This is a genomic window from Thiofractor thiocamini, from assembly GCF_055384375.1.
In genome coordinates this window covers 81,627-94,574 of record NZ_AP042389.1, presented here as the reverse complement: position 1 = coordinate 94,574, position 12,948 = coordinate 81,627, and the positions used below count along the sequence as shown (strand labels likewise).

Below are 12,948 nucleotides of genomic sequence, written 5' to 3'. Positions count from 1 at the left end.
ATTACCTCTTTCTTAGTTGTAGAGTTCTCCACTCTTTCTTTTTTATTACTTCTATCAATTCAAATTCGTCAAATTTGGCTAAAACACTATCCAAATATTTATCTAAAATACCTGAAAGTATCAAACTACCCTCTTTTTTTACTCTCTTTTTCAAGTCTTTGTTTATCATTATCAAAACATCCGCAACGATATTGGCTACTACGATCTCATAGGTTTTATCCGTATTGTTTGCCGAGCCAATCCAGATATCATTATATCCGGTTTTATTTAGCTCAAAATTTCTCTTGGCGCTATCAACGCTCAACTCGTCACTGTCACAAAGATCCACCTTTGCACCAAGTTTGGATGCAGCGATGGAAAGTATCCCACTACCACATCCGACATCCAAAAATTCATCACCCTGACTAACTGTTTTATCCATAAGTTCCAAACAGGAACTTGTAGTTTCATGATGACCGGTACCAAAGCTTAGTGCCGGATCTATGAGTATGTTGATCAAGCCTTCTTTCTCTTTTTCCCACGCGGGATGTATATAAAACTTTCCTACTTTTACAGGAGTGATAGAGTTTTTATATTTGCTTATCCAGTCTTCATTCTCTCTTCTTGTAAGTTCTGATTTGACTTCTATTTTTTCGTTAAAAATTTCGGATAATTTTTTTGCAAATTCAAAAACACCCCATTCCAGCTCTTCAAGCGGCTCCTCACTTCGTATTATAAGCGTATCTTTCTTTGTCTCTATGGCTTCTATACCAAACTCAAAAATAAAATCGGTAAATATATCTATCTTGTCAGTAGGAATTACCTGAAGTTCATAATACTCTTGTTGCATACATCAGCCCAGTACATCTTCAAGCTTCTCTTTTAAAACTTGCGGTGTAAAAGGTTTTACTATATAATTGTTGACTCCGGCTTTAAGTGCGGTTATAACCTCTTTTTTTCCACCTTCAGTCGTTACCATGATGATAGGCATATCTTCATACTTACTCTCAGACCTTACTTTCTTGACAAGTTCAAGGCCGTTCATTTCAGGCATATTCCAGTCAGTTATCAATACATCAATATCACTGTTTTCCTGCATAACCTGCCAAGCTTCCTTGCCGTTTTCAGCTTCCAATACATCCTTGTGGCCAATTCTTGCAAGAGTATTTTTGATAATTCTTCTCATAGTCGAACTGTCATCTACTACTAAAAGTTTCAATTTTTTTCCTTTTCATTATATTACTTGTTGCAGTAAAATTTTACTAATTTTATCTTTTTTTAGTTTTAGATTACTTTAAATGCCTCTTTTAAATCAACCTTACCCTCGTAATACGCCTTTCCGACTATGACTCCGGCTATCTTACCGCTTTGTTTACATTTTTTTATATCTTTTATATCTTTCACTCCACCGCTGGCGATAGTATCTATGCCACAAGAGTCGGCGATCTCCTCGGTAAAAGATATGTTCACCCCGCTTAACATCCCGTCTTTACTGATATCGGTGCAAATTATGGCCTTAACTCCGGCTTTGGCAAACTCTTTTGCCAAATCGGTCGCTTTTATGGAGCTGACTTCTGCCCACCCCTCAACGGCGACCATGCCGTCTTTTGCATCGATACCTACAACTATGGGATACATTTTTGCCATCTCTTTTACAAAAGCAGGGTCTTTTAGAGCGATAGAGCCTAGTATCACCCTCTCAACTCCCAAATCCATATACATTTTTATAGTCTCTTCATCTCTTATGCCGCCGCCCACTTCTATAGAAAGATCACAATTTTCTCTTATCTTTTTAATTTGTTCCAAGTTTGCAGGCTCACCTTTGAAAGCACCGTTCAAGTCAACCAAATGGACCCACTTGCTTCCTAACTTTTCAAACTCTTTTGCCACCATCCACGGCTCATCACTGTAAATCTTGGCACTATCCATCAATCCTTTTTTAAGTCTAACGGCTTTGCCGTCTTTTAGATCAATCGCCGGTAATATATCCATCTCTACAACCTTATAAAATTTTGTATGATCTTAAGTCCGTCATCGTGACTTTTTTCAGGGTGTGGCTGAAATCCATAAACATTCTCTTTTTGTACAGCACTTGCAAACTCATACCCGTAAAGAGTCTTTCCTATGATATACTTCTCATCCGCAACAGCATGGTAAGAGTGAACAAAATAAAGATAAAACGACTCATCAAGCCCCTCAAAAAGAGGAGTTTGCTTTTGGATAAAGAGTTTATTCCATCCCATATGAGGAATTTTAAGTCTTTTTTCAAACTTGCTACTGTCAAAATACTTTATATCTCCGGGGATCAAACCCAAACCTATATGTGATCCAAACTCTTCACTCCTGTCAAACAAAAGCTGCATACCAAGACAAATCCCAAGAAGAGGCTTTCCGCTCTTTGCAAACTCTTTTATGGCAAGGTCCATTTCAAATTCTTTCAAATGAATCATTGCATCCCCAAAAGCACCTACTCCGGGAAGTATGATCTTGTCATAATTTTTTAGGACATCAGGAGTGTTTATGATATCCGCTTCACATCCCAACTTCAAAAAAGCATTTTTTACGCTGCTTAGGTTACCCATGTTGTAGTCTATGATGGCTATCTTTTGCATTTAAGCGACTCCGATTTGATGATATTCAAAACCAAACTCCTTCAATGTTTCCTTGTTATACTGATTTCTTCCGTCAAATATCACCGGATTGTTAAGTCTTTTTTTCATCTCTTCAAAATCAGGACTTCTAAACTCTTTCCATTCTGTTATCAACAACGCCGCATCTGCATCATTTAAAGCGTCATATTTGCTTTTGACATACTCTATCTCCATACCTTTAAGCCAAAAATTCTTGGCATCGTTCATAGCCTGTGGGTCATAAGCTTTTATCTTCGCCCCTCTTTTTAAAAGCTCTTTTATCACCACTATGGACGGTGCTTCTCTCATATCATCGGTTTCCGGTTTGAAACTAAGCCCCCATATGCCAAAAGTCATATCCCTCAAATCTTTTCCATATCTTTTTTCTATCATATCCACCAAAAGCATTTTTTGTGTTTTATTTACTTCTTCAACTGCGGGTATGATCTTTGGCTCATAGCCTACATCCAAAGCTATCTTGTTGAGCGCATTTACATCTTTTGGGAAACAACTTCCTCCATATCCGCACCCTGGATAAATGAAACTGTATCCTATCCTGCTGTCACTTCCTATGCCGTGACGGACCATATTTATATCGGCTCCTACTCTATAGGCTATCTGGCTCATTTCATTCATGAAAGATATCTTGGTTGCAAGCATGGCATTTGCGGCATACTTCGTAAGTTCCGCACTTTTGGTATCCATAGCGATAAATCTTTCATGATTTAGAGTGAATGGTCTGTATAACTCTTTTAGTAGATCCATAGCCTTTTTAGAATCCGCCCCGACAACCACGCGATCGGGCTTCATAAAGTCAGCGATTGCCGCTCCCTCTTTCAAAAACTCAGGGTTACTGACCACATCAAAAGATATATCCGCCCCTCTTTCTTTCAACTCATTTTTTATGACATTTTTTACTTTATCTGCGGTTCCGACCGGTACGGTTGACTTATCTACAATGACAAGGTAATTTTCCATATATTTTCCGATATCTTTCGCAACCGCCAAGACATACTGAAGATCCGCACTTCCATCTTCACTCATGGGCGTACCGACTGCTATAAAAACGATCTGTGCATTTTTTAAGGCATCTTTTATATCAGTTGTAAATTTCAAGGATTCGTTATCATGATTTTTAAGCACCATCCTCTCAAGACCCGGTTCATATATGGGGATAATACCTTTTTTCAATCCTTCTATCTTATCCTTGTCGATATCCACGCATACCACACTGTTGCCCATTTCCGCAAAACAGGTACCCGTAACCAACCCGACATATCCGGTGCCAACTACTGTTATATTCATTTACCCAATCCTTCCATCTCATTTTTTATATAATCTTTAAATATTTTCGTATATGATTTATCGGCATCTAATCTCTCTTGAAAATTATCAAGGTTCATCACATAGTCATCTTGAGTAAGATTGCCTTTTAAAAGTTCATATTTTAGATACAGCCAGTAAGTATTTAAAACATCACTTTCACAATACTCTTTTATCTTTTTGATCTCTTGGTTATAGTATAGCTCGGTTACTTCATCCCCATGTACATCGTACTTCCCGGGAAGTCCCGCCATCTTACAAAGCGTATCTAGTTTCAAACCTCTTACAGCTCCAAACTCTCCTATATGATCCATCAAATCCACGTGAAATCTGTCACTATAACGAGAGCGGTAATTGTCCCATTTGCTTTTGTTCAACTCTCTATTTTCTTTTTCAAAATAAGCAGGGCATGAAAGATTATATTTCATCGCTCTAACCATCAGCATAGGGATATCGAAAGATCTTCCGTTAAAGCTGACGAGTTTGGGCTCTTTTTTGTTTATAAAGTTTAAAAAGTTTTCTATCATCTCTTTTTCATTTTCACCGTGAATGGAGCTGACTTTGTCAAACTTACCAAAATCATCCGCTATAACGGCGGAAATAGCGACAACTTGATGAAAAGGAAGAGGCAAAAAAGAGTATCCGCTTTTTTCTTCTTGAATTTCAAAAGCCTTTTTGCTTACTTCAAAATCATCCCCGTCAATTCCAAATTTGCTTCTAGCCAAAACGACATCAGGTATCGTTTCGCAGTCAAATATACATATCATGTTTTACTCTTTTAATTTTTTTATATTATCAACCATTTGATCTAACTCATATATGGTCAAATCCCAGACTATTTTAGCATCAACTCCAAAATATTCATGAACAATAAAATTTCTAAAATCTTTTATATTTCTCCAAGGATAGTCAGGTATTTTTTCTTCAAGGAGTGTCAATATGGAAGAGATGGCCTCCCCTATTACAATATACTCTCTTATTGTAGCACTATAAGTTTTTCTATCTTTTAAAAAATCATCATATGTTAAATCTTTTATAAAACTTTTTATAGCATCTGCACTATCTAATATATCAAAAATATATAAATCTAGTGTTCTTTTAGACATATATGATTTCTTTGTCTATATATTTTTTGGCTATCGGTTTTAAACTACTTTCTATACCCATATCTACTTTTTTGCCAAATTTTTTTTCCAATCTATTTTTAAGAGCAAAAAAACTTCTAAAACTGTTTTTGCATCTTAACTCAATAGCTAAATCTATATCACTGTTTTCTCTCTCTTCTCCTCTTGCATAGCTTCCAAATAGCCCTATTTTAACCAATCCATACTCATTTTTCATCTCTTTTTTATGCTCTTTTAAATAATTTAAAATGAATTGTTTAGTCATAGATTCTGCCTTTGATTATTTGGTTTTAAACTACTGTTCGATATAATTATATCTAAAAAAGGGTAAAGGTGAGATTAGCCATAGTAAAACTCTCTGCACTCGGTGATATCATCCATGCTTCTTTTTTACCCCAACTCATAAAAGATCATACAAAAAGTATGAGTATAGATTGGTTTATCGATGAAAGGTTTAGTGAAATTTTACAATTCAACCCATATATTGACAACATAATTTCCCTAAAATTGAAAGAAAAACAGAAATTAAAAGAGATAAAAAAGATATTTGTGTATAAAAACGGTTATGATATGGTCATAGACTTGCAGGGGCTTATAAAAAGTGCCTTGATATCTAAAATTCTGGGTAAAAGTTACGGGTTCGATAAAAATTCCATAAGAGAAAGAGCTGCTTCTTTTTTGTATTATAAGAAATATTTCATACCATATGAAGAAAATGTCATATTTAGGAACTTCGAACTTGTAAAAAAATCTCTTAAAATAAATGTGGATAAAGATATGCTCTTTACCAAAAAACCTTCACTGTACTACTCAAAAAAGAGTGAAGAAAGCATAAATCCCTACATTAGCGATACCAAAAAAAATATAGTTTTGATAATGGGCTCAAGCTGGCAAAGTAAAATCTACCCCAAAGAGAAATTTTTAAATATTGCAAAAAATATAGATGCAAATTTTCTACTCTCCTGGGGAAACGAGAAGGAAAAAGAGAGTGCCATTTTTATAAAAGAAAATTCTTCAAATACTACAATCCTACCCAAAATGAGTTTGGATGAACTGAAGGCTCTTATATCAAAAAGTGATCTTACCATAGGAAGCGACAGCGGCCCTACTCATATGGCATGGGCACTAAATAAACCAAGTATTACCATATTTGGACCTACTCCAAGCTTTAGAAACACTCTTAAAACCGATATAAACCTTACAATTGACTGCAATAAAAAGATCAATCCTTTGAAACTTGACAAAGAAGATACATGCATCAAGTCCATAGATGAAAAGAAGATCATACAAAAAGCGAAAAGGCTTTTGAATGGATAGAATCTATCTGTATGCATTTTATATGTTTCAATTTATAGTCAAGTATACGCCTGATCTGGTACTTCATCCTCTGCTTGATTTTACAGCCTGGGTCATTTATATATTTGATACGAAACATAGAAAGATCATAAAAACGAATCTTGACTTTGCGTATGGCAAAACGATGGATGAAGAAGAAAAAAACAGAATCGTTAAAAAATGTTATAAAAACCTTGTCTATTTTTTGGCTGATTTTATAGAAAATCAAGGAATATCAAGAGAAAAGTTGAAAAAGAAAGTAACCTTTGAGAATGAAGAGGTACTAGAAGATGCCCTAAAAAAGAAAGAGAGAGTCATACTCATAACGGCACACTATGGGAACTGGGAGCTTATAGCACTTAGTATCGGAGCATTTTTCGGGAGTGCTACTGCCATAGGAAGAACATTGGACGGTAAATACCTAAACAAAATACTCAAAAAGAACCGAGAACAGTTCGATATAGAGCTTTTAGATAAAAACGGCGCTATGAAGGGGATGATAAAAGCTCTTTTAAAAGGCAGGATACTAGGCCTCTTGGTAGATCAGAACACAGCGGAAAGCGAAGGAGTGCTTGTGAACTTTTTCGGTAAAAAAGCTAGACAAACTCACAGCACCGCACTGCTTGCAAGAAAATTCAATGCCGTAATCATACCTCTTTTTATAACTACGGATGACTACAAAAATTACAAGATAACCTTTTATGATAAAATATCACCCGTAAAAAGCGATGATATACAAAAGGATATAGTAGAATTGACCCAAAAACAATCAGATGCCATAGAAAAAGCCGTGAAAAAGAAGCCTGATGAGTGGTTTTGGTTTCATAAAAAATGGAAAAATCAGTATGAAGAGATATACAAATGAGTAAGTTATCCATAGCTATGATCACCAAAGATGCACAAAAAACCATAGAAACATCCATAAAATCCGCTTTATTTGCCGATGAGGTGGTAGTGATCGACAGCGGCTCAAATGATAGCACCGTGGACATCTGCAAGAGTCTTGGATGCAAAGTGATACAAAAAGAGTGGATGGGATTTGGAAAGCAAAAGCAGTTTGCCATAAAAGAGTGTAAAAACGAGTGGATATTTGTACTTGACAGTGATGAAGTGATAACAAAAGAATTACAGGATGAAATCTTATCTACGGTGGATAGTAAAACTTCTATCAACGGATATAAAGTTGCAAGACTAAACTACTTTTTTGGAAAACCGATAAAGCATTGCGGATTGTACCCCGACTATACTATAAGACTTTTTAAAAAAGGTTATGGAACATTCAGTGATGATGAGGTACATGAGAAATTAGTCATAAAAGGTAATGTAGGAATCTTGAAAAATCATATGATCCACTATGCTTATGACAATATAGATGATTTCATAGCAAAACAAAACAGATACTCTTCTCTTAATGCAAAACAAAACAGACTAAAAGCCGTTATAAACCCATACTGGACATTTTTCAAGATCTACTTTTTAAAAAGAGGATTTTTGGATGGTTGGAGAGGTTTTGTTATAGCAAAGCTGTATGGGCAGTATACATTTTGGAAGTATATCAAATGAAAATTTTGGTAATGAAATTTAGAAATATTGGGGATGTGCTTTTGATAACTCCTCTTTTATCGAATCTAAAAAGAGCGTATCCGGATGCTTTGATAGATGTTGCGTTGAACAAGGGTACTGAGGAAATGATAACACTAAATCCAAATATCAACGACATCATCATATACGATAGAGAACGGGTCAAATCCCAAAAAGGCATCAAAAGGGTCTTTAGTGAGATAAAATTTGCTCTAAGCATAAGAAAACAAAGATATGACCTCATCATCAATCTCACAGAAGGTGACAGAGGAGCACAACTCTCCATGATAAGCAAAGCGAAGAAAAAAATCGGATATAAAACTTCCAAGAACAAACTCTTGAAAAATGTATTTGATATAAACCTTCCTCCACAAGGGCTCAGACACACTATAGAGACAAATCTTGATGTTTTAAGAGTGCTTGATATCCCTATACGAGATAAAAAGGTTGAGCTTTTCTGGAGTAAAAACGATGAAAAAAAAGTAGATGCCCTACTTCCAAAAAAAGAGTTTATACATGTCCATCCCGTTTCAAGATGGCTTTTTAAATGCCTCGACGATGCTACTGTAGCGAAGATAATAGACTATTGCAAAAATGAGTTAGAATATGAAGTTGTATTGACTTCTGCTCCCGTTAAGCAGGAATTGGATAAAATATCATCTATCATAAGTTTATGCAAAAGCACACCTTTGAATCTTTCGGGCAAATTAAGTCTCAAAGAGACAGCGTATCTAAACTCTAAAGCAAAGTTTTTCATAGGAGTCGATACCGCCATCATGCATATAAGTGCCGCAAACGATACTCCTGTTTTGGCATTTTTCGGACCAAGCGGTGCCGATCACTGGGGACCTTGGGATAATGATATGCTTGAAAGCGGATATAAAACAAGAAGAGGCATAAGAAGTATGGGCAAACATACAGTCATACAAAGAGATTGGGAGTGCGTACCGTGCGGGAAAGACGGATGTAACGGTACGAAGATAAGTGACTGTTTGATAAACTTGGAAATGGAAAATATAAAAAAATATATTAATAACTTATGTTACGCAAAGCACAACATAAGTTAAAAAGTTGGGAAATGGATAATATAAAGGTTTTACATACAGAGTGGAGCGACGGCTGGGGTGGACAAGAGATAAGAATCATAAATGAAATGCTCTCAGTCAGAGAAAAAGGAGTTGAGGTATTTTTGGCTTGCAGAGAACATGCAAAGATAAAAGAAAAAGCTTTGGAAAATAATATAAAAGTTTTCACTCTTCCTTTTAACGGAAGTTTTGATATAAAAACCATACTCTCACTTAAAAAAATAATCAAAGACAATCACATAGACATCATCAATACCCATAGCGGAAAAGATAGTTGGACAGGCGGTTTTGCCGCCAAATTGTCAGGGATAAAATTTATAAGAACAAGGCATCTTTCCAATCCCATAAACCCCTCGAGACTTAACTTTGTAAATGAAATGGCTGATTTTGTCATAACGACCGGAGAAAGTGTAAAAGAAGATATGATCGAAAACAACAGGATAAACCCTGAGAGGATCATGTCCGTTCCCACCGGAATAGATGAGGATCTGTTCAATCCTGACAAATATGATAGTAATGAGTGTAAAAGAGAATTTTCAATAGACAAAGATAAAATTGCCATCGGTATCATTGCCGTCATAAGAAGATTTAAAAGGCATGATATTTTTATACAAACGGCAAAAAAACTGCTGCAAAAACATAATGATTTAAAATTTTATATAGCTGGAGACGGGCCTAAAAAAAGGCAAATGGAAGAGCTGGCTAGAAGCTTGGGGCTGGAACAAAGCATCATTTTTTTAGGGCATGTCAACAATCCGGAAAAACTACTTTGCGCACTGGACATAGTCGTCTCGACATCCGACTCAAATGAGGGTGTATCTCAAACCATCATGCAAGCACTTATGATGAATAAAAAGGTAGTGGCCACAAATGCCGGCAGCATAAAAGATCTGCACAGGGACGATAACTTTAAACTGGTGAAAGTTAACGATATCTATAAGATTGCCGAAGCGATAGAATACTATCTCTCAAACGAACTTAAAAGTATGCCTAGAGACTACATGGTAAATAATTTTTCAAAAAGAGTCATGGCAGAAAAGATAATAAAAATCTACGATAAAGTTTTACATAATGATTGATGCTACGGGCAAAAAGATACTACTGGTAAGAAATGACAACCTGGGTGATCTGGTTTGCACAACTCCCGCTATCGAAGCGCTTAGGAAAAAATACCCTAACAACCAGATAGATATAGTAGTGAACAGTTACAATTACAGCGCCATATACAAAAATCCTTTTGTCGATAAAATATACTGCTACACAAAGCCAAAGCATAAAAAGAAAATATCCGAAAAAATAAAAGCAGCCCTTGGAAAACTAAAAATCCTATGGCAAATCAAAAAAGAAAATTATGATATAGTCATAGTTTTCAGAAGCGGTTACAGCAAATCTGCCGAACTGTTCAGCAACATCACTAATGCAAAATACAAAATAGGAGTCAAAAACAAAAAAGGAAATGATAATTTCAATATTTATGTGCCTTTTCATTCAAATATGCATGAGGTAGAATTTTGTTTTGAATGCGTAAAAGCCCTTAATGTATTTCACAATGAAGAAAAAACGATATATTTTTTGGATAATAAAAAAACAGATAATTTCAAGAGTTACAATGATATAGTTTTGTTTCACATATCCGCAAGAATGAAAAATAATAAAATGAGCTTAAAAAAATTAAAGACTGTTTTTGATAATATAAATATAGATTTTTATATTACGGCTGAGCCCCAGGATATAGAGATGGCAAAAGAGTTATCAAGAAAGAAAAACATCAAATACATACCCACAAGTTCTATGGATGACTTGGCACAAGTCATCTCCAAATCAAGAATGTTTATAACTCTTGAAGGCGGAGCGATGCATATAGCACCCGCCCTTGGAGTAAAAACCATAGCCTTGTTTGGTGTTTCCAATATAAACAGATGGCATCCGTGGGGTTACAAAGATCTTGTTTTACAACATGATAGTCATATCGCTGAAGATATAGATAACAGCAAGATAGCTAAAAAAATTTTGGAGAACATATGAGGATAAAAATCAATGATCTGTTTTACAAAATATATCTAAAATATTATCTTGCAAATCACCCAAAACAGTTGAAAAATATAGATGAATTGAAAAATATCCCTTCAACTTTTTTAGTTATTTCTAATACAGCTTTAGGAGATCTTCTACTTTCAACCCCGGCTATAAAGTCTCTTAAAAAATCATTTCCCGATTCAAAGATAATAGCACTTATACATAAAAACTATATTCCTATGGTTGAAGATTTTAAATACATAGATCAAATCATACCTTTTTATGGGGGTTGGAAAAAGTTTTTTCACACAATTGGAAAAATCAAAAAGTTCAAACCTCAAATAGCTCTTATATTTCATGGTAACGGACCGCAAGATGTACAACTTGCCATATACAGCGGATGTGAATACATACTCAAGCATACAAACAATTCACCGTTAAAAAAATATCTTTCTTATGATTTTAAAAAAGAAGAAAAGCACATCATAGAAGAGAGGGTTGATTTGGTAAGAAAAATCGGAGGTCAACATATAGATACGACAATGGAACTACCGACATATGAAAATCCAAAATTGATAAAAAAATTTCAATTTTTAAAAGATTATATCGGATTTCAAGTTGGAGCATCAGAGTTATACAGAGCATGGCCTACAGACAGGTTTGTACAGCTTGCCAAACTACTTTTAAAAGATGGCAAAAATATCGCTATCATAGGGATTGAAGAGGAAAGTTTCATAGCAGAAAAAATTATAAAAGAATGTAAGAGCAATGATATAGTCAATCTATGTGGAAAAACCACAATTGAAGAATTACCTTATGCTGTAAAAAATTTAAAGTATGTCATAACACCGGATACGGGAACCATGCATTTGGCTATCGCACTTAAAATACCCACCATTTGTCTATATTCACCTTCCAATCCAAACTATACCGGACCATACCAAGATCGACATTTACACCATGTTATTAAGAAAAACGGGGAATTTGTAAATAATAAGCCAAAAAAACAAAGAAGCAACAAGGCAATGGAAATGATAAGCGTAAATGATGTTTATAAGCAGTGTTTATCTATCGAGGAGCAAAAATGATAAATGAAATTGGATACCTTTTATATTTGTTGTCTTCAAAACTCCCTGATAAACTAATAATAAGCAGTTGGTTCAAATTTATAACAAAATTGAGAGCCAAATTATTGAATATAATGCCAAATATGCATATAGAAAAAGATATAAGAATATACAGAAATGTAAAAACAAATAAAAAATCTCAGCTATTTATAAAGTCAGGGACTACAATAAAAGAAAATTGTATATTGATTGGAAATATCCAAATAGGTTCAAATAGCAATATACTGAACAACTCAAAAATAGACGGAAGCGGAGAGGTTATTATAGGCAATGATACGCATATAGGAAGGGAGAATGATATCTTTTCTCACTACCATGATATTTCTAAAAAAGATATACTGGTAAATCATTCAAAAGAAATATTTCAAAAAACAGTTATAGGTGATAATGTTATGCTTTTTAGCAGAGTTGGGGTTATGAGTGGTGTACAAATCCATAACGGTGCAGTAATCGCATACGGTAGCGTTGTAACCAAAAACTGTAAAGCATACGGGATATATGCCGGTATCCCTGCTGTATTTATCAAAGAGAGATTATGAAACAGATTTTTAAGGAAAATATCGATCTGTTTTTTTTAACCGTATATTTCTTTTCTTTGCCTATATCTCACTTTGCTGCCGTCCAATCAATATCTCTCTCGCTTTTTATATTATTCTTTCTTATAAAGTATTACAGGAAAATTGATTTTAGTGCTATCAAAAAGTATAAAAAAATTATATTTGTTTTTGCATCAATATTTATTTTAGCC

The 12,948-nt window shown here is 34.8% G+C and carries 16 protein-coding genes; 8 read left to right on the top strand and 8 right to left on the bottom strand.

Annotated elements, in window-relative coordinates:
- Position 1: 1 nt before the first annotated feature.
- The 8 genes from ACZ47B_RS00540 to ACZ47B_RS00505 all read right to left on the bottom strand — a co-directional run bounded on the left by ACZ47B_RS00540 (position 2) and on the right by ACZ47B_RS00505 (position 5,321).
- Complete coding sequence (locus ACZ47B_RS00540) at positions 2–829, bottom strand: 50S ribosomal protein L11 methyltransferase (protein ID WP_464894727.1); 828 nt, start codon at positions 827–829, stop codon at positions 2–4.
- 3 nt (positions 830–832) lie between these two features.
- Positions 833–1,198 (bottom strand): chemotaxis response regulator CheY, encoded by a 366-nt coding sequence (locus tag ACZ47B_RS00535; protein ID WP_464894726.1) that lies wholly within the window; start codon positions 1,196–1,198, stop codon positions 833–835.
- A 65-nt stretch (positions 1,199–1,263) separates the two neighbouring features.
- The gene (gene hisA, locus ACZ47B_RS00530; RefSeq protein ID WP_464894725.1) at positions 1,264–1,971 is read right to left on the bottom strand and encodes a 1-(5-phosphoribosyl)-5-[(5-phosphoribosylamino)methylideneamino]imidazole-4-carboxamide isomerase; all 708 of its coding nucleotides are present in this window, start codon (positions 1,969–1,971) and stop codon (positions 1,264–1,266) included.
- 2 nt (positions 1,972–1,973) lie between these two features.
- Complete coding sequence (gene hisH, locus ACZ47B_RS00525; protein WP_464894724.1) at positions 1,974–2,591, bottom strand: imidazole glycerol phosphate synthase subunit HisH; 618 nt, start codon at positions 2,589–2,591, stop codon at positions 1,974–1,976.
- Positions 2,592–3,914, bottom strand: coding sequence for a UDP-glucose dehydrogenase family protein (locus tag ACZ47B_RS00520; RefSeq protein WP_464894723.1), 1,323 nt, complete (start codon positions 3,912–3,914; stop codon positions 2,592–2,594).
- Complete coding sequence (locus ACZ47B_RS00515; RefSeq protein ID WP_464894722.1) at positions 3,911–4,699, bottom strand: 3'-5' exonuclease; 789 nt, start codon at positions 4,697–4,699, stop codon at positions 3,911–3,913. The genes ACZ47B_RS00520 and ACZ47B_RS00515 overlap by 4 nt, the downstream gene beginning before the upstream one ends.
- A 3-nt stretch (positions 4,700–4,702) precedes the next feature.
- Positions 4,703–5,038, bottom strand: a complete 336-nt coding sequence (locus ACZ47B_RS00510; protein WP_464894721.1) for a HepT-like ribonuclease domain-containing protein — start codon at positions 5,036–5,038, stop codon at positions 4,703–4,705.
- Positions 5,031–5,321, bottom strand: a complete 291-nt coding sequence (locus ACZ47B_RS00505) for a nucleotidyltransferase family protein (RefSeq protein WP_464894720.1) — start codon at positions 5,319–5,321, stop codon at positions 5,031–5,033. The genes ACZ47B_RS00510 and ACZ47B_RS00505 overlap by 8 nt, the downstream gene beginning before the upstream one ends.
- A 68-nt stretch (positions 5,322–5,389) precedes the next feature.
- Between ACZ47B_RS00505 and waaC the strand changes: the two genes are divergently transcribed.
- Genes waaC through ACZ47B_RS00465 form a run of 8 tightly spaced genes read left to right on the top strand, consistent with a single transcriptional unit; the run spans position 5,390 to position 12,739 of the window.
- Positions 5,390–6,373 carry a lipopolysaccharide heptosyltransferase I gene (gene waaC, locus ACZ47B_RS00500; protein WP_464894719.1) on the top strand — a complete coding sequence of 328 codons (984 nt, stop codon included), beginning with the start codon at positions 5,390–5,392 and terminating at the stop codon, positions 6,371–6,373.
- A complete protein-coding gene (locus ACZ47B_RS00495; protein ID WP_464894718.1) occupies positions 6,366–7,256 on the top strand; it encodes a lipid A biosynthesis lauroyl acyltransferase in 891 nt (296 codons plus the stop codon). Before waaC ends, ACZ47B_RS00495 begins: the two co-directional genes overlap by 8 nt.
- Positions 7,253–7,954, top strand: a complete 702-nt coding sequence (locus ACZ47B_RS00490) for a glycosyltransferase family 2 protein (RefSeq protein WP_464894717.1) — start codon at positions 7,253–7,255, stop codon at positions 7,952–7,954. Before ACZ47B_RS00495 ends, ACZ47B_RS00490 begins: the two co-directional genes overlap by 4 nt.
- A complete protein-coding gene (rfaQ, locus tag ACZ47B_RS00485; RefSeq protein WP_464894716.1) occupies positions 7,951–9,039 on the top strand; it encodes a putative lipopolysaccharide heptosyltransferase III in 1,089 nt (362 codons plus the stop codon). Before ACZ47B_RS00490 ends, rfaQ begins: the two co-directional genes overlap by 4 nt.
- A gap of 11 nt (positions 9,040–9,050) precedes the next feature.
- Entirely contained in the window at positions 9,051–10,136 is a 1,086-nt protein-coding gene (locus ACZ47B_RS00480) for a glycosyltransferase family 4 protein (protein WP_464894715.1), read from the top strand.
- Positions 10,129–11,082 (top strand): glycosyltransferase family 9 protein, encoded by a 954-nt coding sequence (locus ACZ47B_RS00475; protein WP_464894714.1) that lies wholly within the window; start codon positions 10,129–10,131, stop codon positions 11,080–11,082. Before ACZ47B_RS00480 ends, ACZ47B_RS00475 begins: the two co-directional genes overlap by 8 nt.
- The gene (locus ACZ47B_RS00470) at positions 11,079–12,161 is read left to right on the top strand and encodes a glycosyltransferase family 9 protein (RefSeq protein WP_464894713.1); all 1,083 of its coding nucleotides are present in this window, start codon (positions 11,079–11,081) and stop codon (positions 12,159–12,161) included. The genes ACZ47B_RS00475 and ACZ47B_RS00470 overlap by 4 nt, the downstream gene beginning before the upstream one ends.
- A complete protein-coding gene (locus ACZ47B_RS00465) occupies positions 12,158–12,739 on the top strand; it encodes an acyltransferase (RefSeq protein WP_464894712.1) in 582 nt (193 codons plus the stop codon). Before ACZ47B_RS00470 ends, ACZ47B_RS00465 begins: the two co-directional genes overlap by 4 nt.
- Positions 12,740–12,948 lie beyond the last annotated feature (209 nt).